Here is a 25,975-nt window from a genome sequence, read left to right as displayed (position 1 = left end):
TTGGGGGAGACCTGAATGAGTCATACTTCGGACTGTGTCCACGGTCGCGGAGTTCGAACGGATGTTGCGAGGGGCATCGCTGCGGGTCACCGCGCCGCGGATGGCGGTGCTGACCGCGGTGCACAATCATCCTCATTCCGATACCGATTCGATTATCGGACTGGTGCGCGCGGCGCTGGATACCGTGTCTCATCAGGCTGTTTATGACGTGCTGCGCGCGCTGACGGGTGCGGGTCTGCTGCGGCGGATCCAACCGTCGGGGTCGGTGGCGCGTTACGAGACGCGGGTGGGAGACAACCATCATCATCTCGTGTGCCGGTCCTGCGGCGTCATCGCGGACGTCGACTGCGCGGTCGGGGCGGCCCCCTGCCTCACCGCGTCCGACACCAGGGGCTTCTCGGTCGAAGAGGCCGAGGTCATTTACTGGGGCCTGTGCCCCGCCTGCAATACATCCGACACCTGACCAATCCACCCGTTCTGGAGGGATTACCTTGTCTGACACCACTGATACTGCCGTTGGCGGTTGCCCGGTCCGGGCCACCCACCCCACCCGCGGTGAGGCCAACCGGGACTGGTGGCCGAACCGATTGAACCTGCGGATCCTGGCGAAGAATCCGCCCGCGACCAATCCGCTGGGCGACTTCGACTACGCCGCCGCGTTCAACGCCTTGGACTTGGCGGCCGTCAAACGCGACCTGGTGACGACGCTGACCACCTCGCAGGAGTGGTGGCCCGCCGACTATGGCCACTACGGCCCGCTGATCATTCGCATGGCCTGGCACAGCGCGGGCACCTACCGCATCGCCGACGGTCGCGGCGGCGCCGGTTCGGCGCAGCAGCGTTTCGCGCCGGTGAACAGTTGGCCCGACAATGCCAGCCTGGACAAGGCCCGCCGCCTGCTCTGGCCGGTCAAACAGAAGTACGGGCGCAGTATCTCCTGGGGCGACCTGATGATCCTGGCGGGCAATGTGGCGCTGGAATCGATGGGTTTCAAGACCTTCGGTTTCGGTGGCGGCCGCATCGACGCCTGGGAACCCGATGACGACGTGTACTGGGGTCCGGAGACCACCTGGCTCGGTGACGAGCGCTACACCGGGCAGCGAAATCTCGAGAACCCGTTGGCCGCAGTGCAAATGGGACTGATCTACGTGAATCCGGAAGGGCCGAACGGCAATCCGGATCCGCTCACCGCCGCCGTGGATATCCGCGAGACGTTCGCCCGAATGGCGATGAACGATGAGGAGACCGTGGCGCTGATCGTCGGCGGCCACACCTTCGGCAAGACGCACGGCGCGGTAGATCCGAAATATGTTGGGCCGGAACCGGAAGCGGCGCCATTGCAGGAGCAGGGCCTGGGCTGGCACAACTCCTTCGGCACCGGTGCGGGTCCAAGTGCCATCACCAGTGGCCTGGAGGGCACCTGGACGCCCACTCCTACGCAGTGGGACAACAGTTTCCTCGATATCCTCTTCCGCTACGAATGGCAGAAGACGAAGAGTCCGGCGGGCGCGTGGCAGTGGATTCCGACCGATCCCGCCGCCGCGGATCTGGTCCCGGATCCCTTCGATTCGAACAAGAAGCATCCGCCGGTCATGCTCACGACCGATCTGTCGCTGCGGATGGACCCGATCTACGAACCCATCTCGCGTCGCTTCCACGAGAATCCGGAACTGCTGGCCGATGCCTTCGCCCGCGCCTGGTTCAAGCTGGTCCACCGCGATATGGGTCCGATCTCCCGCTACCTCGGGCCTGAAGTGCCTGCCGAGGCGCTGATCTGGCAGGACCCGGTCCCGGCGGTCAAGCACGAGCTGGTGGGGCCTGCCGAGATCGCGGACCTGAAGGCGCGTGTGTTGGCCTCGGGTCTGACTGTCTCCCAACTGGTCTCGACCGCGTGGGCGGCGGCCTCCTCCTTCCGGGGCAGTGACAAGCGCGGGGGCGCGAATGGCGGTCGACTCCGCCTGCAACCCCAATTGGGTTGGGAGGTCAATGAACCCGATTCACTGGCCACCGTGCTGCGCACACTCGAGGGGATCGCGCAGTCTTTCGCCGAAACGGGCAAGCAGATCTCGCTCGCCGACCTGATCGTGCTGGCAGGCGGTTTCGGGATCGAGCAGGCGGCGCGGAACGCGGGCCACGAGATTCAGGTCCCGTTCAGCCCCGGCCGCACCGATGCCGCGCAGGAGCAGACCGACGTCGAATCCTTCGCGGTGCTCGAACCGGCCGCCGACGGATTCCGCAACTATGTCGGGAAGGGGCAGCGGCTGCCCGCCGAATTCCTGCTGATCGACAAGGCGAATCTACTCACCCTGAGTGCACCCGAGATGACGGTGCTGGTCGGTGGCCTGCGGGTGCTGGGCGCCAACTTCCAGCAGACCCCGCTCGGCGTGCTCACCGCCAATCCCGGTGCGTTGACCAATGATTTCTTCGTCAATCTGCTGGATATGGGCACCGCCTGGAAACCGACCTCCGAGGAGGCCGAGACCTTCGAGGGGCGTGACCGCGCCAGTGGCGAACTCCGTTGGACCGGAAGTCGAGTCGATCTGGTCTTCGGTTCGAACTCCGAATTGCGGGCTGTCGCCGAGGTCTACGCGGCCGAGGACGCCAAGGCGAAGTTCGTCGAGGACTTCGTGGCGGCCTGGACGAAGGTGATGAACCTCGATCGGTTCGACCTGGCCTGAGCCTTGCCGCCGGACCCGATGACCTGGTTGTCGGGTCCGGCGGTGGCTCGGTCGGCGCGCGGATCGAGAGGTGTCCGCTACCGATCGGGCAGGTCGGCGAGAGCCGCGGCCGTCGAAGCGGCGAGGGGATTACCAACGAGGGTGTAGTAGTCGAGTGCTGTGCGGTAGTTCTCGGCTGCCTCGGCGTATTGGCCGGTCGCGGTGAGAGTTCGGCCGATCAACCGGTGGGTGTCCGCGGTCTCGCGGCGGGCGTGATCGCGGCCGAACAACTCCAACGCTTCGCGCAGGACCGGCAGCGCTTCCTGCGGATCGTCGTTCGCGATCAACGCTCGGGCGATGACGAAGCGAGCCTTGGCGCGGTTGTCGGTTTCATTGTCGAACCGGTCGAAATAGGTTTGCGCGGAACGCGCTTCGGTACGCGCGGTATCGAAGTCGGCGAGGTCGAGATAGGTGCGCGACCGCTGCAGGCACAGCAGGGCCAGTGCCCGATCCCGCTGGGGCTGAGGTATTTCGGCGGCGACGGTTTGCGAGCGCCGGAAGTAGTCCAGGGCCTCGATGGAATCTCCCTGGCGAGCAAGGGTTTTCCCGATCCATTCCAGCGCGCTCTGCTCGCCGAGTCGATGGCCGAGGCGCAGGGCCGCGGTGTGCGATTCGGTGAAACAGGAGTGGGCTTCGGCGAATCGGCCGACCGCGAGGTAACCCGCACCCAGTTGGGAGGTCAACTGCATGATTCCGGCGTCGCTGTGGTCGGCGCGCGCGGCAGCCAGGCCGTCGGTGTGGGTTTCGATCCAGGTGTCGTGCAGGCCGTGCAGGTGCAGGTACTTCCAGAAGGCGACGCACAGGGGCCAGGCCGTCGCGGGCAGGGCATTGCCGTGCGCGGCGCGGATGGCGGCGGCGATATTCGCGAATTCGATCTCGAACCAGGCCGAGGCGTCCTGCCTGGTGTATTCGCCGCCGAATCGCGCCGAGAGGTCGGTGACAGGTCGCACCCACCAGCGGTTGGACAGGGCCGCGCCACGCGGCAGGGTTTCGCGCAGGTACCACGAGGTCCAGTCGGCGATGAGACGGCGGCGGGCGGTGGCATCCAGCACGGCCTCGGCGCGGGACCGCGCGTCATCTCGGATGACCGGGTGGAAGGCGTAGCGTTCGGCGTCGTCGACGGTGAGCAGGTTGAGCTCCACCAGAGCTTCCAGGACGGCGAAGGCGGCGTCGAGATCCCAGTGCAGCACGGCGGCAGCCGCGGAGGCGGAAAAGGTTGCGGCGGGCAGCATTCCGAGGGTCCGATAGGCGCACGCCTGATCATCGGCGAGATCGTCGTAGGTTGCGTCGAGGAACCGCGTCATGCGCTGGGCATTGTCGAATTCGAGCAGGGCCAGACGAGACTTTCGCAGACGTTGCAGCAGGTGCGGTGCGCGAGCCGACCTACCTCGGATCTGGGCCGCCAAAACCTTGATGAGCAACGGGAATCCGCCGCACAGGTCGACCAGTTCGGCGGTGCTCGCCGCATCGATCTCGGTATTGCCCAACCCCACTTGGAATAAGGTCAGCGCCGCATCCTGTGGCAGTGCCTCAGGTGAAAAGGGTTCGAAACCCTCGGATTCCAATCCGCGCCTGCGCAGGGCCGAAGTGGCGACCACGATCGCGCCGGGTGCGTCGTCCGGGACCAGCCCGAACACCTGCCCCTGGGTGTCCATATCGTCCAGTACCAGGATGAAGCGCTTGCCCGCGCAGATCGTGCGATACGTATCGGCCTTTTCGGCCTCCGTGGCCGCCTGATCGGTTGCCTCGATACCGAATTGGCGCAGCGCTCTGGTCAACAGTTCGCCGAGCGGGACGGCAGTGCCATCGGGGCGACGGCCATTGAGCCAGATGAGTGGGCCGTCGATGAGATCGCGATGAGATTTGGCGAATTGGGTGACCAGGCAGGAGACGCCCAACCCCTCCAAGCCGTGCACGTACATGCGGGCGGGAGTCCCGCTATCACGACTGCGTCGGACGTGGTCGGCCATCGCGGCCATGATGTCGGCACGAGCCAGGAAGGGATCGGCCCACGGTGGCACCCAGTTCGCACCCACCTGTGACCTCCCCTGACGCCTCGGCTCCGACGCACCACTGTAGCCGAGGCGGCTAGCTTTCTATCTGCTTGAAACGCAAGTGTATTCGCTGGGTTCCGGTGAACAGGGCCGCGGTCGGCGGGAGATATCGGTGTCCGGAGCGCCCCATCCAGTCGTGCGCGGCGGCGGCCACGGCGGCACTGCCGAGCGGACCGGCTATCGGTTCGGACAGGTGCGCTTCGATGCGCAGGCCGCTGCGGTGGTGGATGTGAATCCGCTGTGCATCCAGTTCCGCCACTGTCGCGGTGCATGCTGGTCGCTGCCGGAGGGTCTCGGCGAGTGCGTGATTCGATACCGCGACAATATCGGCGACGCTGCCCAGATCTCGTCGCGGATGTCTTCGATCGATCGCGAGGTAGGTGTCTTCGATACGCGCGCCGCGTCCATGGCGCGCGGAGATATCGGCAGGCCAGCGGCGGATCACGGCGGTGGTATCGGTCCATTGGCAGGCGATGCGGCACGATAGGACGGGTTGGCGCTCCGGAACCAGATCCGCTGCCGCATAGGGGAATACCGGCGGGGGAGTGTCGGGTTCGGACAGATCCATCAGTTGGTAGATCGCGGTGCGCAAGGCGATGGCGCACTCATTCGGCTTGGAGGTGGCCGAGTCGGCGATCCCCGTCAGCGCGGGAGGATCGTGCAGCGCCGCCGAAATCTGTTCCGGCAGCGGTCTTTCGGGATTCAAGCGCGGTGCGATCCGACCCAGCAGATCGACAGCGGAACCGGCGGCCACCTCTTCGGGTGGGAAGCTGGCGAGCAGGGTCGGGACTCCGAGGGCCGCCGCGTACGAGGTGACCGCGCCGTGATCGCCGATGACGAGGTCGGCGGCGAGTACGGTCTGCTGCCAGCCGCGCGTCGGCGGAATGAGGCGCAGTCCGCAGCGCAGCGCGTCGGCCAACCACATGCGCAATTGCAGTGGGCTGTGGGCGAACCAGACATTGGGGTGCACCACCGCGGCGACCACATGATCGTCGGCGGTCAGTTCGCTCAGCAATCGTCCGATCAGATCGGGATGACGCCACAGCAGCGAGCCGGGACCCCAGGTCGACGACACCGTGACCACTCTGCTGCCCTGCCCCGCTCCGAGCGCCGCCCGATACTGCGACCGCTCATCCCGGCTGACCCACATCCGATCGAGGCAGGGATCCCCGACGACCACCGCATTCGGCAGTGCCTCCGGCGTCGACCGGGCCAGGCGCGCCCGCTCGTTCTCGTGGGCGAGCACCACCGCATCCGGCACCCGCCCCTCGCGCACCAGCCATTCCCGCGCCAATCCGTAGGCGCGCTCGCGGGATTCGGGATTCGGGATTCGGGATTCGGGATTCGGGATTCGGGATTCGGGATTCGGGATTCGGGATTCGGGATTCGGGATTCGGGATTCGGCGCGATTTTAGAGTATCCGATCCCATGCGACAAAACCGCCAGCGGCGCCGCGATCGTTTGCAATTTCCCGCTGTGATGCACCGAAATGGCGACATCGAACTTCTCGGAAAGCGCCTGCTCCCAAGAGATTGTGAGGGCGCCCGAATCGGCCAACTGCCGCTCGACATCCCCACTGACCTTCGATACATCCGGAAAAGTGAATACCAACTGAACCCGGAGATCGGAATCGAATACCGAAAGAATATCCGCCAACCGATTCCACGCCGTAACCGTATGCACCACGACCAACGCGCGCTTCTCGAACCCGACGGTCACCCACCGCGGCCGCTCCCCCCGCACATCCTCCGGCCTCGGCAAACCTGATCTCCCTCGTGAACGAACGAATCCCTACCGTAGCGCGCCCGGTCATCCGAGCCTGCTGCCGACTCATCCGTTAGGAGTACAGTTCCAAGGAGTGTAGTCCTAACGGATGGAGGGCGGTGTGGAGAAGCCGCAGTACATGTTCGACCGGGATGTCGAGTGGGAGGCGCTGGTGTCTTTCGCGACCCTGCCGGTCGGGACCGCGCGATTGGGGATCGTGTCCGGTCGGCGGCGGATGGGGAAGACCTACCTGCTGCAGGCGCTGGTCGAACGGTTGGGTGGGTTCTACTTCGGTGCCTCCGATGCGACCGGTGGCGATTCGCTGATGGAGTTCGGGGCCGCGCTCGCAGGGTATCTGGGAGCCGAGGTCCCGATACGCTTCGACAGCTGGAACCACGCTGTGACCTATCTGTTCGGTCTCGGGGCGCGCGAGCAGGCGGACCGGCCGCGGCTGATCGTGCTGGACGAGTTTCCCTACCTGACTCGGGCCGTACCCGAGTTGACATCGGTGTTGCAGCGGGAGATCGATCGCTATCAGAACGAGCCGAGCGGGATCCGGCTGCTGCTCTGTGGATCGGCGATGTCTGTGATGGGTCGGCTCCTGGCAGGCAATGCGCCACTACGCGGTCGTGCCCAGCTCGAGATGGTGGTGCGGCCGTTCGGATACCGCGATGCCGCCGCGTTCTGGGATGTGGCGGCGGAGCCCGCGCTGGCGGCGAAGTTGCATGCGGTGGTGGGTGGCACACCGGCGTATCGCGGGCAATTTCTGGCAGGCGATACCCCGACATCATTGGCGGAGTTCGATCCCTGGCTTTGTCGGACTGTGCTTTCGCCGGTGAGTTCGCTATTCCGTGAGGCGCGCTACCTGTTGGCCGAGGAGGCGGAGATACGCGATACCGCGCTGTATCACTCCGTTTTGGGAGCTGTGGCGCGAGGGAGTAACACACGCGGCGGCATTGCCGGGTCTATCGGACGCAAGGCGGAGGATATTTCGCACCCTCTGAACGTATTGGAGGATTGTCATCTTCTTATGCGTGATGAGGACATATTCCGGGCGGGCAAGTCGGTGTATCGAATCACTGAACCGCTCATCGCGTTCTACGAGGCGGTTATGCGTCCGGCTTGGCTCCTGTTGGAGAGGGGGCAGGCGCGACGGGTGTGGGCGAGGTCCAAGGAGAGATTCGCCGCACAGGTGGCGGGGCCGCATTTCGAGGTGATAGCGCGGGAATTCATGATCGACGACGGTATCGAACTGCTGCATCCGGAGGCCGAATTCGGGACAGTCGGTGGTGGCATCGTTCCCGACCCGGCCAACAAGACTCAGATCGAGATCGATGTGGCGGTCGTCCAGCAGGGGGATGGCGGACACAAGCGTGCCGTCTCACTCCTGGGCGAGGCGAAATGGGGTGTGACGATGGGCAGTAACCACGTTGACCGCCTCTCCAGGGCGCGGGATCTTCTGACACGCGCGGGTTGGGACACTTCGCACTGCCGCCTGGCTTGTTTCGGCGGTGTCGGATTCAGTGCGGCGCTACAGCGGCGTGCCGACGAAGAGTCCGATGTGCTGCTGATCGGTCTCGATGAACTGTATGCGCAATAAGCTATCCCGCAGGGAGATTCGATTTCTCGGTGTGGATTTCCAGGGTTGTTTCGACGAAGGCTCGGGCGGCGGGGGTCAGGGGGCCGGTGCGGTGGATGAGCCATTGGGGTAGGCGTTCGGGTGGGGTGAAGCGGTAGATTTCGGCGCCTGCGCGGCGGGCCAGGTATTCCCAGCCGTCGGGCATGAGGCCCGCGCCGATGCCGCGCAGCACCATGGGGAGAACGACGCTGCGGTCGCCTACTTCGGCGGCGATGTGGAGGTCGCCCACGGTGGCGGCGAGGCGGTCGAAGCGGGCGCGGACGGCGGTGGCCGATTGGGGGACAACGAAATTCATGCCGCGCAGATCTTCGGGGGTGATGGTGCCGTCGACGCCGATGGCGGTGCCGGGCGGGGCGACGAGCAGGAAGTCCTCCTCGCGCAGGTAGTGCGATATCAGCCCCTGACTCGCGGGCCGCTCGGCGTTGCCGCACACGCCCGCCTCGCAGCGGCCGCGCAGGACGGTGGCGATGACTTCGGCCGCCGACAGCGCCGACCATGTGCTCACCGTCACGCCGGGATGTTCGGCGCGAAGTCGGGCGATGGCGCTCGTGACGGGTTCGAGGGTGGAGGAGGGGGTGGCCGCGACGTCGACGCGGCCGACCGCGCCGGTGCCGATGGTTTGGGCGGCGGCCCGCAGCGAATCCATATCCCGCAGAACCTGGCGAGCCCGGTCGGCCATGAGTTCACCTGCGGTGCTGAGGACCGCGTTGCGGCCGACGCGGTGGAACAGCGGAACTCCGAGTTCGCGTTCGAGTTTGCCGATGGAACGCGACAGCGAGGGTTGGGCGACCCGCAGGATGCGAGCGGCGTGGGTGAAGCCGCCGTGTTCGACGATCGCCACGAAATACTCGAGCTGTCTGCGTTCCATAACGTGAGGCTATCGGTCTGGTGCCGGACATGTCTTGGACGCGCGTACACCTCGGACGCGATACTCGGCTGGTGTTCACCACACGTCCCACGCTGCAGGGCACCTTCGGGATGGTGTCCTCCACACACTGGCTGGCCTCCGCGGCCGCGCTCGCGGTACTCGAAACCGACGGCAATGCCTTCGACGCGGCGGTCGCCGCCGGTTTCGTGCTGCATGTCGTCGAACCGCATCTGAACGGTCCGGGCGGTGAGGTGCCGATTCTGCTGGCTCCGGCCGGTCAGCCGCCGAAGGTGCTGTGCGGGCAGGGTCCTGCGCCCGCGGGTGCGTCGATCGAGCACTACACCGGTCTCGGCCTCGAATTGGTGCCGGGTACGGGTCCGCTGGCCGCCGCCGTGCCGGGCGCGTTCGACGCCTGGATGGTGCTGCTGCGCGACCACGGCACCAAGCGGCTCTCGGAGGTGCTGTCCTACGCGATCGGCTATGCCGAAAACGGATATCCCGCCGTGGAGAACATCGGCAATACCATCGGCGCGGTCCAGGAGCTGTTCGAGTCCGAGTGGACCACCTCCGCCGCGGTCTACCTGCGCGCGGGCAAACCTCCCGCTCCCGGCGCGGTGCTGACCAACCCGACCCTGGCCGCCACCTGGCGTCGGGTGATCGCCGAGGCGGAGGCGGCGGGCGCGGGTCGGGAGGCGCAGATCGAGGCGGCCCGCAAGGTGTGGCGTGAGGGTTTCATCGCCGAGGCGCTGGCCGAATTCGCGGCGCGGCCGACCATGGACACCTCCGGCGCGCGCAATGTCGGCACGATGACCGCGGACGATATCGCGAAATTCGAAGCGACATACGAGGATCCGGTCACCTACACCTGGAACGGCTGGACCGTGGCCAAGGCCGGACTGTGGAGTCAGGGGCCGGTATTCCTGCAGCAGTTGGCTCTGCTGCCGGAGCGACTGGAATACGCGAGTCCCGAGTACTACCACGCGCTCATCGAGGGTTCGAAGCTCGCCATGGCCGATCGCGAGGCATGGTACGGCGACGGCACCGATGTCTCGCTCGAGACTCTGCTTTCCCCCTGGTACAACGTGTGTCGCCGTTCCAAGATCGGTCCGCGCGCCTCGTACGAGTTGCGGCCGGGCAGCCCGGACGGGCAGCAGCCGCGCCTGGGCGCCTATGCGAAGTCCAATGCCGCGGTCCCGGAAGGCAATACGCTCGGCACAGGCGAGCCGACAGTGGCCGACAACGGCGCGGCGCGCGGCGATACCTGCCACGTGGACGTGGTCGACCGCCACGGCAATATGGTCGCCGCCACCCCCAGCGGCGGCTGGCTGCAATCCAATCCCGTTGTTCCGCAGTTGGGTTTTCCGCTCGGCACCCGGTTGCAGATGGCCACGCTGGAGTCCGGACTGCCCAATTCGCTGCGGCCGGGTCGGCGGCCGCGCACCACGCTCAGCCCTTCGATGGCGCTGCGGGACGGGGTGCCGGTCATGGCATTCGGCACACCGGGCGGCGATCAGCAGGATCAGTGGAGTCTGCATTTCTTCCTGGCCGTCGTATTGCGCGAGAAGGTGCGCGGTGGTCTGGATCTGCAAGGCGCGATCGATGCGCCCAACTGGCATCAGGAGAGTTTTCCCGGCTCGTTCTATCCGCGCGTCATGAATCCCGGTGCGGTGGTAGTGGAATCGCGTATCGGTGCGTCGGTCATCGCTGATCTGGAGCGGCGCGGTCACAAGGTGACGGTGGGTGCGCCGTGGTCGGAGGGCCGGATGTGCGCGGTGGCGCGTGATCCGGAGTCTGGTCTGCTGTCGGCGGCCGCGAATCCGCGCGGGATGCAGGGTTACGCGGTCGGTCGCTGAAACTCGGCTCGGACAATGGCGGTTCGTTTCCGACGGACCGCCATTTCCCGTGTCCACCACAATGGCGGCCGCATTTCGCGGCGGCGAATCGGTGAAAAATATTCGATGAAAAATAAATACCGGTCGGAAAGTCCGAAGTATCCGCGAGAGCTGAAGTATGTTGTAGCGCATGCTCGTCCGCATCACCCGGATGGCGGTGCTGTGCGCCGCGCTCGTCGGTCTGGCCGCGTGCGCGCCGATCCAGCATCCCACCGGATCCGCGTCGCATCCAGACGATTTCGGCTCGCCCGTCACTACGCCCGTGCGTGAGGGCGGTGAGCTGGTGATGGGCCTGTCCGCCGAACCCGACAGGCTGGACCCCACTACTTCGAGTTCGCTCTACACCCGTTACGTGATGAACTCGATCTGCGAGAAGCTCTACGACAATGATTCGGCGGGCCGCCTGGTGCCGCAATTGGCCACCGCGCTGCCGGAGTTCGCGCCCGATGGACTCACCGTGACCATCCCGGTGCGCACCGGGATTCGCTTCGCCGACGGCACCGCCTTCGACGCGGCCGCGGTGCGGACGAGTCTGCAGCGTCACCTCAGCGCCAAGACCTCGCAGCGCGCCGGCGAGATGGGGCCGATCAGCGCCATCGAGACGACCGACCCCGCGCATGTGGTGATCCGGTTCAAGCGCCCGTTCGCGCCGATCACGGCGGCGCTGGCCGATCGCGCGGGCATGATCATGTCGCCCGCCGAATTGACCAGGTCGGGCGATGATTTCGGCACCCACCCGGTGTGTGTCGGTCCGTTCAAATTCGTCGAGCGGGTCCCGCAGACCGCCATCGTCGTCGCGCGCGATCCGCTCTACTACGACGCGGCGAAGGTCCATCTCGACACCATCACCTACCGCATCATCGCCGACGCCAATATTCGCGCCGCGAATCTGCGTTCGGGCGATGTGGTGGTCGCCGATCAGCTCTCGCCCCAGGACGCGGACGCGCTCGCCAAGGATCGGCACCTGCGGCTGTTGCAGACCACATCCCTTGGCTATCAAGGCATCACGATCAATATCGGCAATGTGGACGGGGTCGGGAAGCCGACCAAGCCGATCGATACTCCCCTGGCCAAGGACGCGCGAGTGCGCGAGGCGTTCTCGCTGAGCATCGACCGTCGCCAGCTCGCGGATACCGTGTTCAACAGTTGGTACGAGCCGGCGTGCACGCCGATCTCGCCGCAGAGCCCGTATGCCACTCCCGCCGGAATCGCCTGTCCCGCATACGATCCGCAGCGGTCCAAACAGTTGCTGGCCGAGGCGGGCGTATCCATTCCCTATCGGGTCGCCCTGCAGGTGCCGACCCAACAGGACAATCTCCGCTACGCGCAGGCGCTGCAAGCCGGCGCCGCCGAAGGCGGATTCGATCTCGAGATCGTCCCGGTCGAGTATTCGGCCCTGCTCGACGTGCAGAAGCGGGGCACCTTCGAGGCCCTGTATCTCGGCTGGTCGGGTCGACTCGACCCGGACGGCAATATCTCTCGCTTCCTCACCACCGGATCCGGCGGCAACTACGGCGGTTACAGTTCCACCGCGCTGGACGATCTGCTCGCGCGTGCCGCGCGCGGCACTGATCTGGCCCAGCGCGCCGACCTGTACGGACAGGCCGTCCAGGTGATCCAGAAGGACAATCCGTACCTGTACACCTACCGGCAGCGCCTGCTCACCGTGCACTCGACGCGGGTACTGGGCATCGAGGCGTATCCCGATGGTGTCGTACGGCTGAGCAGAGCTGCGTTCGCGGCGGAGAAGGGCTGAAATTCCATGCTGCGGTACGTGTTTCGACTAGCGGCCGGACTGTCGGTATTGGTGGTGCTCGCGGGCTGCTCCACCCCGGAGCAGATCGCGCAGACCATCCCGCACATCGACGACTACGGCACTCCGGTGGGCGCCAGAACTGTGCAGCAGGGCGGCGATCTGGTCATGGCGCTGTCGAATGAGCCCGACCGCCTCGACCCCACGACATCGAGTTCGCTCTACACCCGCTACGTGATGAACACGATCTGCGAGAAGCTCTACGACGTGGACCTGGAGGGCCGCGTCGTCCCGCAGTTGGCCACGGCCCTGCCGGACTTCTCCGGCGACGGACTCACCGCGACCATCCCGGTCCGCACCGGTGTCCATTTCGCCGACGGCACCGCCTTCGACGCCACTGCCGTGCAGACCAGCCTGCAGCGGCACTACACCGCCAAGAACTCCCAGCGGACCGGCGAGATGGGGGCGGTGGCGGGTATCGAAGCCGCCGATCCGACCCATGTGGTGATCCGGTTCAAACAGCCGTTCGCGCCGATCACCGCCGCACTGGCCGACCGCGCGGGCATGATCATGTCGCCCGCGGTGCTGACCAAGGACGGCGACAACTTCGGCGACCATCCGGTCTGCGTGGGGCCGTTCAAGTTCGCCGAGCGCCAACCGGGCGTCTCGATCACCGTCATCCGCGACCCGCAGTACTACGACGCCCAGCACGTTTACCTGGATTCGATCACCTACCGGATCACCGCCGACCCCACCACCAGGGCCGCGCATATCCGCTCGGGCGAGGTGCAGGTGGCCGACCAGATCTCCCCGGCGGATGTGGACACCATCGCCACGGAGTCGGATCTGCATCTGCTGCAATCGGGATCCCTCGGCTTTCAGGGCATCACCATCAATATGGGCAATGCCGACGGCGTCGGCAAGCCGGTCAAACCGCTCGAGACGGCGCTGGCCAAGGATCCTCGGGTGCGACTGGCGCTTTCGCTCAGCGTGGATCGCAAACAGTTGGTGGACGACGTATTCCACAACTGGTTCGAACCCGCCTGCTCGCCGATCGCCCCGCAGAGCCCCTTCGCGACCCGGAACACTTCGCAGTGCCCGCAATTCGATCCGGAACGGGCCAAGGCACTGCTCACCGAGGCGGGCGTGGCGCTGCCCTACCCGATCACCCTGCACGTGATGAACAACTCCGACCAACTGCACTACGCGCAGGCCTTGCAGGCCAGCGTCGCGCAGGGCGGTTTCGAGGTGAAGATCGTGCCCGTCGACTACACCACCCTGCTGGAAATGCAGAAGCGCGGCAATTTCGAGGCGCTCATGCTCGGCTGGTCCGGTCGACTCGACCCGGACGGTAATATCACGCGCTTCTTTGCCACCGGATCCAACGGCAACTACGGCGGATTCAGCTCCCAAACCCTGGACGATCTGCTGGCCTGGGCGGCGCGTTCCGGCAATGTCGGACAGCGCGCCGCGCTCTATGAGCAAGCGGTGCAAGCCCTTCGCCGCGACAACCCGTACATCTACACCTATCGTCTACGCAACCTGACCGTGCACTCCACCCGCGTGACCGGTATCGAGGTCTTTCCCGACGGCGCCGTCCGCCTGGGCCGGGCCGCCTTCGTTGCCGATCGAAAGAACTGAAAGCCTATGTTGCGGTATGCGTTTCACCGCCTCTGGCAGGCCGCGCTGACGCTCGTGCTCGCCTCGGTCGTGGTCTTCGCGGGCGTGCGCGCACTGCCCGGCGATCCGGCCAGAGTGATGGCGGGCGAACAGGGCGACCAAGCCGCCGTCGACGCGATGCGCGAACAACTCGGCCTGGACCGCGCCCTACCCGTCCAATACCTCGAATTCGCCAAACACGCGCTCACCGGCGACTTCGGGCGATCCATCCGGACCGGGACCCCGGTCCGGACCCTGATCGGCGCGACTTTACCGGTTACCGTGCAGTTGGCCCTCTACGCCATGCTGATCGCGGTCCTCGTCGGTGTGCTCGGCGGGGTGATCGCGGCGGTATTCCGCGGCCGCTGGCCCGAATGGGCCGCCAATGGGTTCGCGCTGCTGGCGCTGTCGATGCCCACCTTCTGGCTCGGCATCCTCGGCGTGCTCTACCTGTCGGTGTCTCTGGGCTGGTTCCCGGCCTCGGGATACGTTTCACCACTGGAACATCCGCTGCGCGGCCTCTACTTCCTCACCCTGCCCGCCGTGATCCTCGGACTCACGCACGCGGCGGTGGTGCAGCGGCAGACCCGATCCTCGATGGTGGAGACGCTGACCGCCGATTTCGTGCGCACCGCCCGCGCCAAGGGGCTCGGTCGCGGTGCGGTGATCTTCCGATACGGGTTGCGCAACAGCCTGATCGTGGTCACCACCGTCATCGGACTGCAACTCGGACTGCTCATCGCCGGCGCGGTGGTCACCGAGCGCATCTTCAGTCTGCCGGGTATCGGCAAGCTGACCCTGGATTCGGTCTTCACCCGCGACTACCCGGTCATCCAGGCCGTCGTGCTGGTGATCACCGCCTCCTACATCGTGATCAACCTGCTGGTCGACCTGCTCTACACGGTGATCGATCCCCGGGTCCGAGTATCCGGGAGGGCGCGATGACCGCCACCGTGCCAGCACAGGCCACACCGGAGCAGACGCGTCGCGTGCTGCGGCTGCTGTGGCGCAATCCGTTGGGAATCCTCGGGGCGGTCCTGCTGTTCATCGTTGTCATCGCGGGCGTCTTCGCGCCGCTGCTCGCGCCGTACGCGCCCGCCGAGGTGCACTTCACCGCACCCTTCCAGCGGCCCGCCACCGTCGGATTCGCGCTCGGCACCGACGATTTGGGCCGTGACATTCTCTCCAGGGTGCTCTACGGCACCAGGGCCTCCCTGGAGGTGGGCGCGCTCGCGGTGCTGTTCGCCGTTCTCATCGGGGTGCCGCTCGGGCTGGTCGCGGGCTACTGGCGCTGGATGGACGCGGTGCTGTCGCGGTTGTCGGATGTGCTGCTGGCGTTTCCGTTCGTCATCATGGCGGTGGGGCTCACCGCCATCAACGGCGGTGGACTCACCGACGCCGCCTTCGCCCTCGGTATCGCGCAGGTGCCGGTGATGATGCGGGTGGTGCGCGCGGAAACCCTGCGGCTCAAAGAATCCGATTTCATCATCGCCGCGCGCGCCATGCAGGTGCCGTCGTGGCGGCTGCTCGGCGAGCACATCCTGCCCAACGCGCTCGCGCCGATCATCGTGCAGGCCACCGTCGTCATGCCCATCGCCATCCTCGGCGAGGCCATCCTGTCCTTCCTCGGACTCGGTATCAAACCGCCCGCGCCCAGCCTGGGCATCATGCTCTCCGACGCCCAGCAGTATCTGCTGCGCACCCCGTGGCCCGGCATCTTCCCCGGTGTCGCGCTCGCGCTGATCTGCCTGGGCTTCAACCTTTTCGGCGACGCGCTGCGCGACGCGCTCGACCCCAAGACCAGTCGCTGAGGAGCTGTCGTGACCGAAACCCTGCTGCGGATCGAGGATCTGCGGGTGTCCTTCGGCGCGGTCGAGGCCGTGCGCGGCGCGGACCTGACGGTCGCGCCGGGGGAGCGGGTCGCCGTCGTCGGCGCCTCCGGATCCGGGAAATCCACACTGGCGCACGCGATCATGGGTCTGCTGCCCGGCAGCGGACGCGTCACGGGCGGCACGATCCGGTGGCGCGAGGAAGATCTCGCCCGCGCCGATGAGACGCGGCTGCGCAGGTTGCGTGGACGCGAGATCGGTTTGGTGCCACAGGATCCCATGTCCAACCTGAACCCGGTGTCCAGGGTTGGTTGGCAGGTCGCGGAAACCCTTGTCGCGCACAAGGTTTGCGGACGGCGGGCGGCGCGGGAACGGGCCGTGGAACTGCTCGGGCAGGCCGGGCTGCCCGATCCGGCGCGGCGCGCCAAACAGTATCCGCACGAATTCTCCGGCGGGATGCGCCAGCGCGCGCTCATCGCCATCGGGCTGGCGTGCCGCCCCGATCTGCTCATCGCCGACGAACCCACCTCCGCCCTCGACGTGACCGTGCAGCGGCAGATCCTGGACCATCTCGCGGAATTGACCGAAGAGTTGGGTACGGCGCTGCTGCTGGTCACCCACGATCTCGGACTCGCCGCCGAACGGGCCGACCGGGTGGTCGTCATGTCGGAGGGGCGCGTCGTGGAATCCGGACCCGCGCGCGAAGTGCTCACCGAGCCGCGCCAGGACTACACCCGCCGACTCGTGGCCGCCATGCCCGCCAGGTCCGCGCCCCGCCGCGCCGTCGAAACCGAGTCCGCCGCACCGATTCTGGAGGTCTGCGGGGTCAGCAAGGAATATCGGCTCCGCGGCCGGGGTGGACTGCTGCGGGCCGTGGACGACGTCTCGTTCACCATCGGGCGCGGACGCACCACCGCCATCGTCGGCGAATCCGGATCCGGCAAGACGACGACCGCGCGCATGGTGCTCGGCCTGCTCCCCGCCACCTCCGGCGCCATTCGCCTCGACGGCGCGCAGGTCCTCGGGCTGCGCGGCGCGCGCCTGCGGGCCGCGCGGCGCGCCATGCAGCCCGTCTTCCAGGATCCCTACGCCTCCCTCGACCCCATGTGGACCGTCGAGCGCTTGATCGCGGAACCGTTGCGCGCCTTCGGCATCGGGGACCGCGCCGCCCGCCGCGCCCGCGTCGCCGAACTCCTGGACCAGGTCGCGCTGTCGGCCACCCTCGCCCACCGCTACCCGAACGAACTCTCCGGCGGTCAACGCCAACGCGTCGCCATCGCCCGCGCCCTCGCCATCGAACCCCGCCTCGTCATCTGCGACGAACCCGTCTCCGCTCTGGACGTCCTGGTCCAGGAACAAGTCCTGACCCTGCTGTCCACCCTCCAGGAACAACTCGGCCTCAGCTACCTGTTCATCTCCCACGACCTCGCCGTCGTCCGCGTACTCGCCCACGAGGTGCTGGTCATGCGCGACGGGCGGGTAGTCGAACAGGGTTCCGCCGCAGAGGTTTTGGACTCACCCAGCGACCCGTACACCCAGCAGCTACTGGAGGCGATCCCAGGGGCGGGCATCTTCGCCGGATAGCGGCGGCTTATGCGGATCATTGCCGAAGTCGGCCGCGAGGTACTCCTCGGCGCGATCGGCGGAGGTGGGATCACCGCTCGAGAAAGTGGGCAGTTCGAGCGGCTGTTTGCGTCGCTGCACACGAAGAGCCGCTAGATGCACTCCTAGGCGGATGATTTCGGCCTCATTGAAATCGCCATGGGCAGCCGCGTCCTTGATGATGGCGAGGTCATCGGAGTCGACGTACACGGTGGTTCGCGTGAGGCTCATGTGTGTACGTTGTCGCACGCGTTCGTTGTGCGCGAGCGGCGGGGCGTGGACGGGCGAATAGGAGTGACCGGTGGCGGAAAGCGGTGTGGGGCAGCGGCGTTCATGGTGGCGGCGGTGGTGGGTTTGGCCGGTGGGTGGGCTGTTGGTTGTGGTATCGGTGATTGTGGGGAGTGGGGTGGCGTTGGCGATCGAAGGGGTTGGGGAGCCGGGGGAAGGGGTGCGGAGTCGGGGGCGGGACGCGGTGTGGTTGGGGCATGCGTGGGTGGATGGGCGGAAGGGGGACGGGGATATCGCCGGGTTGGTTGGGGTGCTGCGGGGGACGGGGATTCGGGATTTGTTCGTGCATACCGGGCCATTGGCGGACGACGGCGGGTTGGATCCGGGGTTGGCGCCGAAGGCACGGTGGTTCGTGGAAGCGGCGCATCGGGAGTTGCCGGGGGTGCGGGTGCAGGCTTGGCTCGGGAATCTGGTCGCGCCGGAGTATGACGGGCTGCGGTTGGTGGACCGGGGGACGCGCGATCGGGTGACAGCTTCAGCCGGGGCGGTGCTGGGGATCGGGTTCGATGGGGTGCATTTCGATATGGAGCCGGTGCGGTCGGGGGAGGGCGGCTTTCTGGAGTTGCTGGATCAGGTGCGGGCGGTGACGCAGGCACGCGGGGCGGTGCTGTCGGTGTCCGCACCGCAGATCGATCCGCTGCCGGGATTGCACGCGGTCGGGATCGCGGTCGCCGATCACGGGAAGTGGTGGGCGCAGGGGTATTTCGCGCAGGTGGCGCGGCGGGTGGATCAGGTGGCGGTGATGTCGTACGACACCTCGATGCCGTGGAAGGCGCTGTTCGGCGGCTATGTCACGCAGCAGACGACGCTGGCGCTGGAGGTGACGCCCGCCGAGGTGGATCTGCTCATGGGATTGCCCGCGTTCCGGGCGGACAATATCGCGCACCACGGTGCGGCGGAAACGGTCCCGGCGGCGGTGCGCGGCGTGCGGCTCGGCTTGGGGCGTCACGATCCGAACCGCGCGAACTTCGGGGTGGCGCTCTACGTCGACTTCGCGGCGACACCCGAGGACTGGGCGACCTACCGCCGGGACTGGTGTCAGTAGTTCTTGGCGGGGCGGTTGGAGCTGGTGCGGCGCTCGGCCTGCTTCGTGCGGACGCGTTCCTGTTCGCGCTGGACCTCGGCGTAGCTGTCGCGCTCGCGCAGCAGCCACTCCGGCGGGTCGGCGAGCAGGGCGGAGATCTCGTCGGCGGTCAGCGCGTCGGCGACGCCTGCGCGAGCCAGGCCGCTGTTGGAGATGCCGAGTTTGCGGGCGACCGCCTCGCGCGGGAATGGGCCGCTGCGGCGCAGTTCGCGCAGCCATTCGGGGGGATCGGCGCGCAATTGCTCGAGTTGGGCGCGGGAAATGGGGGCGGCGCGGAACTCGGGTGGGGTGGCGGGGAGGTAGATGCCGAGCTTATTCGCCGCCGTCAGCGGCTTCATGGTCTGCGGGTTCTGCTCCTGGCTCACTGGATAAGCCTAACGGGCGCTGTCGGCGAAGCCGCCCCCAGACCCCCGCGATTGTCGGAGCGAAGGCGCAGGCACGCCCAACGTGCCCGTCGGCGAAGCTGTCCGTAGGCCCGCGCATGGCCGGAGCGAGGGGCCGGTCCGCGCCGAAGTCGGCACCCGCCGTGCCATACGCTTCGAGGAATGAATGGGTTGGACTCGATCGAAGTGGTGCGCCTGCGCTGGTTCGTAGCGGTGGCGGAGGAACTGCATTTCGCGCGGGCGGCGCGCGAGCTCGGCATCTCCCGTCAGCGGTTGAGCCGGTCGGTTCTGGATATGGAGGACGAACTCGGCGTCAAGCTGTTCGTCCCCGGCGCGCAACCGACCGAGCTGACTCAGCAGGGGCGCGAAGCCCTCTCGGCGGCAAGGGATCTCGTCGCCGCGGCGGCGACCGAACCGGAGCCGACCGAGCCGGGGGCGCTGCGGGTGGGTTACGTGCCGGGTGTGACGGTCGCCAAATGGACCCGGATCTGGTCCGAGCGCTACCCGGATTCGCCGCTGGAGTTGGTGCAGCTCGCCCAGGCGGCGCAGGAGACGGCGCTGCGCACCGGCGAGGTCGACATGTGCTTCGTCCGCCTCCCGATGGACCGCGACGGCATGAGCGCCATCCCCCTCTATCGGGAGCGTCCGGTCGCCGTGGTCCGCAAGGATCACCCGGTCTCGCTGTTCGACGAGATCACTCTCGCGGACCTGTCCGACGAATTCCGTCAGGACGCCACCGATCTGGACGCCGCCGCGGGCGCCCTCGAATTGGTGGCCGCCGCAGGTGGTTTCGCCATCGTCCCGCACTCGATCGCCCGCCTGCACCACCGCCGCGACCTGGTCTATCGCATCCTCACCGATGTCACCGACACCGAGATCGCCCTGGCTTGGCCCGCCGCCCACACCACCGGACCGGTCGAACAATTCGTCGGAGTCGTTCGAGGCCGTTCCGAGCAGAGTTCCCGCACCCCCCAGCCCGCCCGCTCGAAATCCAAGCCCACGAAGACCGCGGCGAAACCGGCCCGCTCCGGCGGCCGCGATCAGCGCAAGAAACCCCGCCGCCGCTGAGTCGATCGCCGCGGCCCTCCGCGCGTCGCACGCGGAGGGCCGTCGAACGATCAGGCCTTGCAGTTGGACTTGAACGTGCCGAATGCCTGATCCAGCGCACCCGCGTTGGGGTCGTTGACCACGCCGACGAAGGCGTCGATGGCCTCCTTCTCGGCGCCCTCGGCGTAGATGGACTGGAGTTTGGTGCTCAGCGCCTGCTGGGCCTCCCGGTCGAGTTTGTGATCCGGCGCGGCGATGAACGCCGAATTGATCACGTCACTGGCCATACCGCACGCCGGGGTCTGCGCCTGCGCGGGTGCGGCGGGCAGCAGCAACAGCGCGCCGATGGCGGCTGTCGGCAGGGCGGTGGTCAGGAGTTTGCGCATTGATATCCCTCGAATCGTGGGCCGGGTTTGTCATAGCGCACCCTACGGCACGTCACAAGACGAAAATGCCTGGGGCCGAGCCGGTTTGACAGACGCGCCGATTCAGTGCGTGCAGGCGGCGTTGAAGGCGTCGGTGGTGTCGGTCATATCGAGGCTCAGATCCTCGTCGACCAGTGCCAACGCGTAGGTCTCGATGGTCGCGCGGTCGGGTCCGACCGCGTCGATGGCGAACAATTTGGCCGAAAGCTCCGCGCCCACTTCGGGTGTGAGCCGCGCGCCCGCCGCCGCGACCGCGGCATTGATCTCCTCGATGGCCCGTCCGCACGCCGCCGACTGCGCCTGCGCCGGGGCGACCGGCAGCAGGGTGACGGTGGCGAACGCGACCGCGGTCAAGATGGCGGCGGACAGAGACTTGCGCATGATCCCCTCACAGCTGGTGCTTGTTTGCGCGAAGCACTTTACCGACCACCACCCCGACACGGAAAACGCCTCGGCCGGAACCGTTTTCACGGTTCCGGCCGAGGCGAAAAGCGAGTGGGACTAGCGCGGCTTGCGGCGCAGCAGCGAATCGCGAACCAGGATGGCGACGATGGCCGCGGCGAAGCCGATGAGGAACAGATCCTCGACCTTGCCCTTGTGGTTGCCGACGAGCATGCACAGCAGGATGACCGCGACCACCCAGCCCGCGATGCGGAAGGTCTTGCGGGATTCGCCGCTCCAACCCCATGCGGCGGAGGGGACCTCGGCGGTGTCCACGTGCGTGAGGATCGCGCGCTCTTTCTTGGCGTGTTCGATATCCGTGGCGGCCACGATCGCTCCTTCAACTGAATCGGATTCGGGCAACTGCTGTGCCGGTCATCGATCATCGTGACATACGACCGCCCGTCGTAGCCAGCAGGGGCCGACGGGCGTGCGCCGCGTCGGCGGCAGTGGGCTGTGTCCCATCGTTTGGGCGGTAGTGGATGTCGACATCGTGGGCGGTGGGGTTGCTGTCCACGTCGTGGGCGGTGGGGCAGATGTCCACGTCGTGGACAATGGGGCCGGTGTCCGACATCGTGAGAGTCCTGCTGCTGGGCAGCACCGGATCCATTGGAACCCAGGCGCTCGAGGTGATCGCCGCGAACCCGGATCGATTCCGGGTGGTCGGCCTGGCCGCCCGCGGCGGCGATACCGAGTTGCTGGCCGCTCAGATGGCCGCTACCGGGACCACCAACGTCGCCGTCGCCGACCCGGCCGCGGCGACCCGGCTTGGTCTGGCATTGAGCGGTCCCGACGCGGCGACCGAACTGGTGCGCCGCACCGAAGCCGATGTGGTGCTCAACGCGCTGGTCGGTTCGTTGGGTCTGGAGCCGACGCTGGCCACCCTCCGATCGGGCACCCGCCTCGCCTTGGCGAACAAGGAGTCTTTGGTCGCGGGCGGCTCCCTGGTCACGCGCGCCGCCGCGCCCGGACAGATCGTTCCCGTCGATTCCGAACATTCCGCCTTGGCCCAGTGCCTGCGCGGCGGTCGCGCCGAGGAGGTGGCCCGCCTGGTGCTCACCGCTTCGGGCGGCCCGTTCCGGGGCTGGACCGCCGAAATGCTGGAATCGGTGAATCCCGCCGAGGCCAAAACCCATCCGACCTGGTCCATGGGTCCGATGAATACGCTGAACTCGGCCTCGCTGGTCAACAAGGGGCTCGAACTGATCGAGACCCACCTGCTGTTCGGCATTCCCTACGACCGCATCGATGTCACGGTGCACCCGCAGTCGATCGTGCACTCGATGGTCACCTTCGTCGACGGTTCGACGCTGGCTCAGGCCAGCCCGCCGGATATGCGGCTGCCGATCGCGCTGGCCCTCGGCTGGCCGGATCGGGTGCCGGGCGCGGCGGCGGCCTGCGATTTCGGCACGGCCGCCACCTGGGAGTTCGAACCGGTGGACAATGCCGTCTTCCCGGCCATCGAGGTCGCGCGGGCCGCGGGGGAATCGGGCGGCAGCGTGACGGCGGTATACAACGCGGCGAACGAGGTTGCGGTGCAGGCATTCCTGGACGGTGCGATCCGATTCCCCGATATCGTGCGCACCGTCGCGGCGGCCGTCGAGGCGGCCGATCGTTGGTGTGTGGAACCCGAGTCGCTGGCAGAGGTCCTGGCCGCCGACGCCTGGGCGCGCGAATACGCCCGCGCCCGCGTGCGACGCTGACCGACGCGGCGACCTGCCAGACTGGAGGTACCGCGCGACCGCACCCGCTAGTGTGGTCCGAGTGCCTTCGGCCGGGCGGGTTCGGACCCGCGACGGCGCAGGTTTCGAACGAGGCACGGCTCGCGCCGTGCCGCAGGTCTGACAGCACGGCCCCGGCTCGTGCCGCAAGTGGACGCAGTACGGCCCCGTGCCGTGCCGTAAGTGGGACACAGCAGGAGGGCTGTAGAGCTAATGGTGTTCGCGTTGGGGTTCGTGTTGTTCGCCCTCGGGATCACGGCATCGATCGCGCTGCACGAATGCGGGCACATGTGGGCGGCTCAGGCCACGGGGATGAAGGTCCGTCGCTACTTCATCGGATTCGGGCCTCGACTGTGGTCGTTCCGGCGCGGTGAGACCGAGTACGGCATCAAGGCGCTCCCCTTCGGGGGATTCTGCGATATCGCCGGGATGACGGCGCTGGACGAGTTGGCCCCGGAAGAGATCGAGCGGGCCATGTATCGCCAGAAGACCTGGAAGCGCCTGGTCGTCATGGCGGGCGGTATCGCGATGAACTTCCTGCTCGGCTACCTGCTCGTGGTGCTGCTCGCGGTGGGTTGGGGTCTGCCGCCGCTCAATCAGCCGGCGGAGACCACCATCGGCGAAATGAGTTGCGCCGCATCGCAGAAGGCCGACGGCACCACCGAGCCGTGCACCGGGCCGGGACCGGCGCAGCGGGCGGGCCTGCAACGCGGTGACCTGGTCAAGGCCGTTGCCGGCGTCTCGGTGTCCACCTGGGACGAATTCACCAAGCAGACGCAGAAGCAGGACAAACCCTTCAACTACACCGTCGAGCGCGACGGGAAGACCCTCGATATCCAGGTCACCCCGGATCGGGTGGTCCGCTACACCAAGGACGGCACGCGCTACGAGGCGGGCGCGATCGGCGTGCGGCAGGAGTTCTACGACTGGAAGCCTGCCTATTCGCTGCCGAGCGCGATCCCGGCGGCGGTCGGTTTCACCGGTCAGATGGCGGTGCGGACCGTGCAGTCGCTGGCACAACTGCCGCAGAAGGTCTCGGCGCTGGTGCACGCGGTCGCGGGCGGTGAGCGCGATCCGAATACCCCGGTCAGCGTGTACGGCGCGAGCAAGATCGGCGGCGAGACCGCCGAGCACGGCCGCTGGGAGCTGTTCATCCTGGTGCTGGCCAGCCTGAATTTCTTCCTGGGCGCGTTCAATATCCTGCCGCTGCTGCCGCTGGACGGCGGTCACATCGCGGTGGTGCTCTTCGAGAAGGTGCGCGATTGGGTGCGCGGCTGGCGCGGACTGGCACCGGGCAAGCCGGTGGACTACCTGAAGTTGCTGCCGGTCACCTATGTCGCGGTGGTGATAGGCGGCGCGTACATGGTGTTGACGCTGGTGGCCGATGTGGTGAATCCGATCCAACTGTGGGGGAAGTAGCGCACCGCGCCGGTTCCCAGCGTCGGGGGTAATCTGGCGCGGGCATTTCGGGGACAGTCCGGTGCCTTGGGATGTCATGGCGGTCACAGGGTGGCCGCCGCACACCCGCGACTAAGCTCGAACGGGTATGCGGCCCCACACGAGTCCCCGCACCACGTACGAAAGTAGGCAGCCGAAAGTGACCAGCACAATCGGGTTGGGGATGCCGACCGCGCCCGCGGCCGTGCTCGCTCCCCGCCGTCGGACCCGCCAATTGCGGGTCGGCGCGGTCGGGGTCGGTAGCGAGCATCCGATCTCGGTGCAGTCCATGACCACCACCAAGACCCACGATGTCAACGCAACGCTGCAGCAGATCGCGGAACTGACGGCGTCGGGCTGCGATATCGTCCGCGTGGCCTGTCCCCGCCAGGAGGACGCCGACGCGCTGTCCACCATCGCGCGCAAATCGCAGATCCCGGTGATCGCCGATATCCACTTCCAGCCGCGCTACATCTTCGCCGCGATCGATGCGGGTTGCGCGGCGGTGCGGGTGAATCCGGGCAATATCAAGGAATTCGACGGCCGCGTGAAAGAGGTCGCGAAAGCGGCGGGCGCGGCGGGTATTCCGATCCGCATCGGGGTGAACGCGGGTTCGCTCGACAAGCGGATGCTGGAGAAGTACGGCAAGGCCACCCCCGAGGCGCTGGTGGAGTCGGCGCTGTGGGAGGCGGGCCTGTTCGAGGAGCACGGATTCGGTGATATCAAGATCTCGGTCAAGCACAACGATCCGGTGATCATGGTGGAGGCGTACCGGCAGTTGGCGGCCCGCTGCGACTATCCGCTGCATTTGGGCGTCACCGAGGCCGGACCCGCGTTCCAGGGCACCATCAAGTCGGCGGTGGCCTTCGGTGCGCTGCTGGCGGAGGGGATCGGCGACACCATCCGGGTCTCGCTGTCCGCGCCCCCCGCAGAAGAGGTGAAGGTCGGCAGCCAGATTCTGCAATCGCTGAATCTGCGCCCGCGCAAGCTGGAGATCGTGTCCTGTCCGTCCTGCGGTCGCGCCCAGGTCGATGTCTACACCCTCGCCAATGAGGTGACCGCGGGCCTCGAGGGGATGGAGGTGCCGCTGCGGGTCGCGGTGATGGGTTGCGTGGTGAATGGTCCCGGCGAGGCGCGTGAGGCCGATCTCGGTGTCGCCTCGGGCAATGGCAAGGGGCAGATCTTCGTGAAGGGGCAGGTCATCAAGACGGTGCCGGAACATCAGATCGTGCAGACCTTGATCGAGGAGGCCATGCGGATCGCCGAGGAGATCGGCGATGCCGAGGGCGCGGGTCAGCCCGTCGTCACCGTCGGCTGACCGGAAGGTAACGGTGCGCCACCCTGTCCTCGGATTTCGGCGGCGGGGTGGCAT

23 protein-coding genes are annotated in these 25,975 nt (G+C 67.0%); 14 read left to right on the top strand and 9 right to left on the bottom strand.

Annotated elements, in window-relative coordinates; all coding sequences use genetic code 11:
* Positions 1–61 precede the first annotated feature (61 nt).
* On the top strand, positions 62–463 hold the full coding sequence (locus D5S18_RS15515; protein ID WP_439651144.1) for a Fur family transcriptional regulator: 402 nt from the start codon (positions 62–64) through the stop codon (positions 461–463).
* Positions 464–485: 22 nt separating this feature from the next.
* Entirely contained in the window at positions 486–2,678 is a 2,193-nt protein-coding gene (katG, locus tag D5S18_RS15510; RefSeq protein ID WP_120042171.1) for a catalase/peroxidase HPI, read from the top strand.
* 77 nt (positions 2,679–2,755) lie between these two features.
* Here katG and D5S18_RS15505 read toward each other — a convergent pair whose 3' ends face one another.
* Complete coding sequence (locus tag D5S18_RS15505; protein ID WP_120041561.1) at positions 2,756–4,753, bottom strand: tetratricopeptide repeat protein; 1,998 nt, start codon at positions 4,751–4,753, stop codon at positions 2,756–2,758.
* 52 nt (positions 4,754–4,805) lie between these two features.
* Positions 4,806–6,047: a hypothetical protein gene (locus D5S18_RS15500; RefSeq protein WP_158607880.1), complete on the bottom strand. Its 1,242-nt coding sequence runs from the start codon at positions 6,045–6,047 to the stop codon at positions 4,806–4,808.
* A gap of 609 nt (positions 6,048–6,656) precedes the next feature.
* Here D5S18_RS15500 and D5S18_RS15490 point away from each other — a divergent pair.
* Entirely contained in the window at positions 6,657–8,135 is a 1,479-nt protein-coding gene (locus D5S18_RS15490; RefSeq protein ID WP_203236755.1) for an AAA family ATPase, read from the top strand.
* 1 nt (position 8,136) lies between these two features.
* Here the strand turns inward: D5S18_RS15490 and D5S18_RS15485 are convergent, their stop codons facing one another.
* Positions 8,137–9,042 carry a LysR family transcriptional regulator gene (locus tag D5S18_RS15485; protein ID WP_120041553.1) on the bottom strand — a complete coding sequence of 302 codons (906 nt, stop codon included), beginning with the start codon at positions 9,040–9,042 and terminating at the stop codon, positions 8,137–8,139.
* Positions 9,043–9,113: 71 nt separating this feature from the next.
* Between D5S18_RS15485 and D5S18_RS15480 the strand changes: the two genes are divergently transcribed.
* The 6 genes from D5S18_RS15480 to D5S18_RS15455 all read left to right on the top strand — a co-directional run bounded on the left by D5S18_RS15480 (position 9,114) and on the right by D5S18_RS15455 (position 17,759).
* Positions 9,114–10,895, top strand: coding sequence for a gamma-glutamyltransferase family protein (locus tag D5S18_RS15480; protein ID WP_120041551.1), 1,782 nt, complete (start codon positions 9,114–9,116; stop codon positions 10,893–10,895).
* A gap of 169 nt (positions 10,896–11,064) precedes the next feature.
* The gene (locus tag D5S18_RS15475) at positions 11,065–12,690 is read left to right on the top strand and encodes an ABC transporter substrate-binding protein (protein WP_120041549.1); all 1,626 of its coding nucleotides are present in this window, start codon (positions 11,065–11,067) and stop codon (positions 12,688–12,690) included.
* 18 nt (positions 12,691–12,708) lie between these two features.
* Positions 12,709–14,328: an ABC transporter substrate-binding protein gene (locus tag D5S18_RS15470; protein WP_239003788.1), complete on the top strand. Its 1,620-nt coding sequence runs from the start codon at positions 12,709–12,711 to the stop codon at positions 14,326–14,328.
* Positions 14,329–14,334: 6 nt separating this feature from the next.
* Entirely contained in the window at positions 14,335–15,291 is a 957-nt protein-coding gene (locus tag D5S18_RS15465) for an ABC transporter permease (RefSeq protein ID WP_120041545.1), read from the top strand.
* A complete protein-coding gene (locus D5S18_RS15460; RefSeq protein WP_120041542.1) occupies positions 15,288–16,157 on the top strand; it encodes an ABC transporter permease in 870 nt (289 codons plus the stop codon). The genes D5S18_RS15465 and D5S18_RS15460 overlap by 4 nt, the downstream gene beginning before the upstream one ends.
* A gap of 9 nt (positions 16,158–16,166) precedes the next feature.
* Entirely contained in the window at positions 16,167–17,759 is a 1,593-nt protein-coding gene (locus tag D5S18_RS15455; RefSeq protein ID WP_120041540.1) for a dipeptide ABC transporter ATP-binding protein, read from the top strand.
* On the opposite strand, the gene D5S18_RS35340 is transcribed toward D5S18_RS15455, so the two are convergent.
* The gene (locus D5S18_RS35340; RefSeq protein ID WP_203236754.1) at positions 17,718–18,008 is read right to left on the bottom strand and encodes a CopG family transcriptional regulator; all 291 of its coding nucleotides are present in this window, start codon (positions 18,006–18,008) and stop codon (positions 17,718–17,720) included. The genes D5S18_RS15455 and D5S18_RS35340 overlap by 42 nt on opposite strands.
* Before the next feature lie 175 nt (positions 18,009–18,183).
* Here D5S18_RS35340 and D5S18_RS15445 point away from each other — a divergent pair, with 175 nt between their 5' ends.
* Positions 18,184–19,110 carry a glycoside hydrolase family 18 protein gene (locus tag D5S18_RS15445; RefSeq protein WP_239003787.1) on the top strand — a complete coding sequence of 309 codons (927 nt, stop codon included), beginning with the start codon at positions 18,184–18,186 and terminating at the stop codon, positions 19,108–19,110.
* Here the strand turns inward: D5S18_RS15445 and D5S18_RS15440 are convergent.
* Complete coding sequence (locus D5S18_RS15440) at positions 19,104–19,514, bottom strand: DUF5997 family protein (protein WP_203236753.1); 411 nt, start codon at positions 19,512–19,514, stop codon at positions 19,104–19,106. The genes D5S18_RS15445 and D5S18_RS15440 overlap by 7 nt on opposite strands.
* Positions 19,515–19,694: 180 nt before the next feature.
* On the opposite strand from D5S18_RS15440, the gene D5S18_RS15435 reads away from it, so the two are divergent.
* Complete coding sequence (locus tag D5S18_RS15435) at positions 19,695–20,600, top strand: LysR family transcriptional regulator (RefSeq protein ID WP_120041538.1); 906 nt, start codon at positions 19,695–19,697, stop codon at positions 20,598–20,600.
* 50 nt (positions 20,601–20,650) lie between these two features.
* On the opposite strand, the gene D5S18_RS15430 is transcribed toward D5S18_RS15435, so the two are convergent.
* From D5S18_RS15430 to D5S18_RS35155, 4 genes are all read right to left on the bottom strand, one after another.
* Positions 20,651–20,965 carry a hypothetical protein gene (locus tag D5S18_RS15430; RefSeq protein ID WP_120041536.1) on the bottom strand — a complete coding sequence of 105 codons (315 nt, stop codon included), beginning with the start codon at positions 20,963–20,965 and terminating at the stop codon, positions 20,651–20,653.
* 102 nt (positions 20,966–21,067) lie between these two features.
* Positions 21,068–21,385, bottom strand: a complete 318-nt coding sequence (locus tag D5S18_RS15425; protein WP_120041534.1) for a hypothetical protein — start codon at positions 21,383–21,385, stop codon at positions 21,068–21,070.
* A gap of 120 nt (positions 21,386–21,505) precedes the next feature.
* The gene (locus D5S18_RS15420; RefSeq protein ID WP_120042168.1) at positions 21,506–21,775 is read right to left on the bottom strand and encodes a DUF2631 domain-containing protein; all 270 of its coding nucleotides are present in this window, start codon (positions 21,773–21,775) and stop codon (positions 21,506–21,508) included.
* 52 nt (positions 21,776–21,827) lie between these two features.
* Positions 21,828–22,019, bottom strand: coding sequence for a hypothetical protein (locus D5S18_RS35155; protein WP_120041531.1), 192 nt, complete (start codon positions 22,017–22,019; stop codon positions 21,828–21,830).
* Here D5S18_RS35155 and dxr point away from each other — a divergent pair.
* The 3 genes from dxr (at position 22,009) to ispG (ending at position 25,921) form a co-directional block, all read left to right on the top strand.
* A complete protein-coding gene (gene dxr / locus D5S18_RS15410) occupies positions 22,009–23,148 on the top strand; it encodes a 1-deoxy-D-xylulose-5-phosphate reductoisomerase (RefSeq protein ID WP_239003786.1) in 1,140 nt (379 codons plus the stop codon). The two genes, D5S18_RS35155 and dxr, sit on opposite strands and share 11 nt — an antisense overlap.
* Positions 23,149–23,379: 231 nt before the next feature.
* Entirely contained in the window at positions 23,380–24,585 is a 1,206-nt protein-coding gene (locus tag D5S18_RS15405; RefSeq protein ID WP_120041527.1) for a M50 family metallopeptidase, read from the top strand.
* A gap of 178 nt (positions 24,586–24,763) precedes the next feature.
* Positions 24,764–25,921: a flavodoxin-dependent (E)-4-hydroxy-3-methylbut-2-enyl-diphosphate synthase gene (gene ispG, locus D5S18_RS15400; RefSeq protein WP_120041525.1), complete on the top strand. Its 1,158-nt coding sequence runs from the start codon at positions 24,764–24,766 to the stop codon at positions 25,919–25,921.
* The last annotated feature ends 54 nt before the right edge of the window (positions 25,922–25,975 follow it).

This window comes from Nocardia panacis, from assembly GCF_003598715.1.
Classification (GTDB): domain Bacteria; phylum Actinomycetota; class Actinomycetes; order Mycobacteriales; family Mycobacteriaceae; genus Nocardia; species Nocardia panacis.
This window is presented reverse-complemented; position numbering and strand designations above follow the sequence as displayed.

What these genes read in the sequence shown, in the direction of transcription:
- D5S18_RS15425 (WP_120041534.1), bottom strand. Translation starts at nt 21,385, where the DNA reads ATGCGCAAGTCTCTGTCCGCCGCCATCTTGACCGCGGTCGCGTTCGCC.
- D5S18_RS15465 (WP_120041545.1), top strand. Translation starts at nt 14,335, where the DNA reads ATGTTGCGGTATGCGTTTCACCGCCTCTGGCAGGCCGCGCTGACGCTC.
- D5S18_RS15405 (WP_120041527.1), top strand. Translation starts at nt 23,380, where the DNA reads ATGGTGTTCGCGTTGGGGTTCGTGTTGTTCGCCCTCGGGATCACGGCA.
- D5S18_RS15475 (WP_120041549.1), top strand. Translation starts at nt 11,065, where the DNA reads ATGCTCGTCCGCATCACCCGGATGGCGGTGCTGTGCGCCGCGCTCGTC.
- D5S18_RS35155 (WP_120041531.1), bottom strand. Translation starts at nt 22,019, where the DNA reads ATGTCGGACACCGGCCCCATTGTCCACGACGTGGACATCTGCCCCACC.
- D5S18_RS15485 (WP_120041553.1), bottom strand. Translation starts at nt 9,042, where the DNA reads ATGGAACGCAGACAGCTCGAGTATTTCGTGGCGATCGTCGAACACGGC.
- D5S18_RS15515 (WP_439651144.1), top strand. Translation starts at nt 62, where the DNA reads ATGTTGCGAGGGGCATCGCTGCGGGTCACCGCGCCGCGGATGGCGGTG.
- D5S18_RS15460 (WP_120041542.1), top strand. Translation starts at nt 15,288, where the DNA reads ATGACCGCCACCGTGCCAGCACAGGCCACACCGGAGCAGACGCGTCGC.
- D5S18_RS15430 (WP_120041536.1), bottom strand. Translation starts at nt 20,965, where the DNA reads ATGCGCAAACTCCTGACCACCGCCCTGCCGACAGCCGCCATCGGCGCG.
- D5S18_RS35340 (WP_203236754.1), bottom strand. Translation starts at nt 18,008, where the DNA reads ATGAGCCTCACGCGAACCACCGTGTACGTCGACTCCGATGACCTCGCC.
- D5S18_RS15435 (WP_120041538.1), top strand. Translation starts at nt 19,695, where the DNA reads ATGAATGGGTTGGACTCGATCGAAGTGGTGCGCCTGCGCTGGTTCGTA.